1 pseudogene is annotated in these 393 nt (G+C 39.7%); it reads left to right on the top strand.

Going from position 1 to position 393, the window contains the following annotated elements:
- Positions 1-291: 291 nt before the first annotated feature.
- Positions 292-393, top strand: a pseudogene (locus tag ACOV8S_RS31535) (class I tRNA ligase family protein); the annotation flags it as partial.

Here is a 393-nt window from a genome sequence, read left to right as displayed (position 1 = left end):
CCTGTGAGCTTAATTTCTTGAATGAACAAGTAGAGAAATTCGGGAGAACCCCGTTATCCTTTAGAGTGTATGGGACACGTCTATGTGTTCCATGAAAAAAGGTGGTACCGCGAAAAAGCTTTTTCGTCCTTTTATAAGGATGAAAAGGCTTTTTTATGTTTCATCAGCCGAAAAAATGTGGAGGTTACATAAATGGAAACAAATAATCAAGAAATGCCAACAAAGTACGACCCAAATGCGATTGAAAAAGACCGCTATACGTACTGGCTTTAAGGAAAATTCTTTGAAGCACAAAATGACAAAACGAAAGATCCATATACAGTCGTCATTCCTCCACCAAACGTGACAGGAAAACTGCACCTTGGGCATGCGTGGGATTCTACACTTCAAGAC

This window comes from Streptomyces sp. CO7 (assembly GCF_053474865.1).
This window is presented reverse-complemented; position numbering and strand designations above follow the sequence as displayed.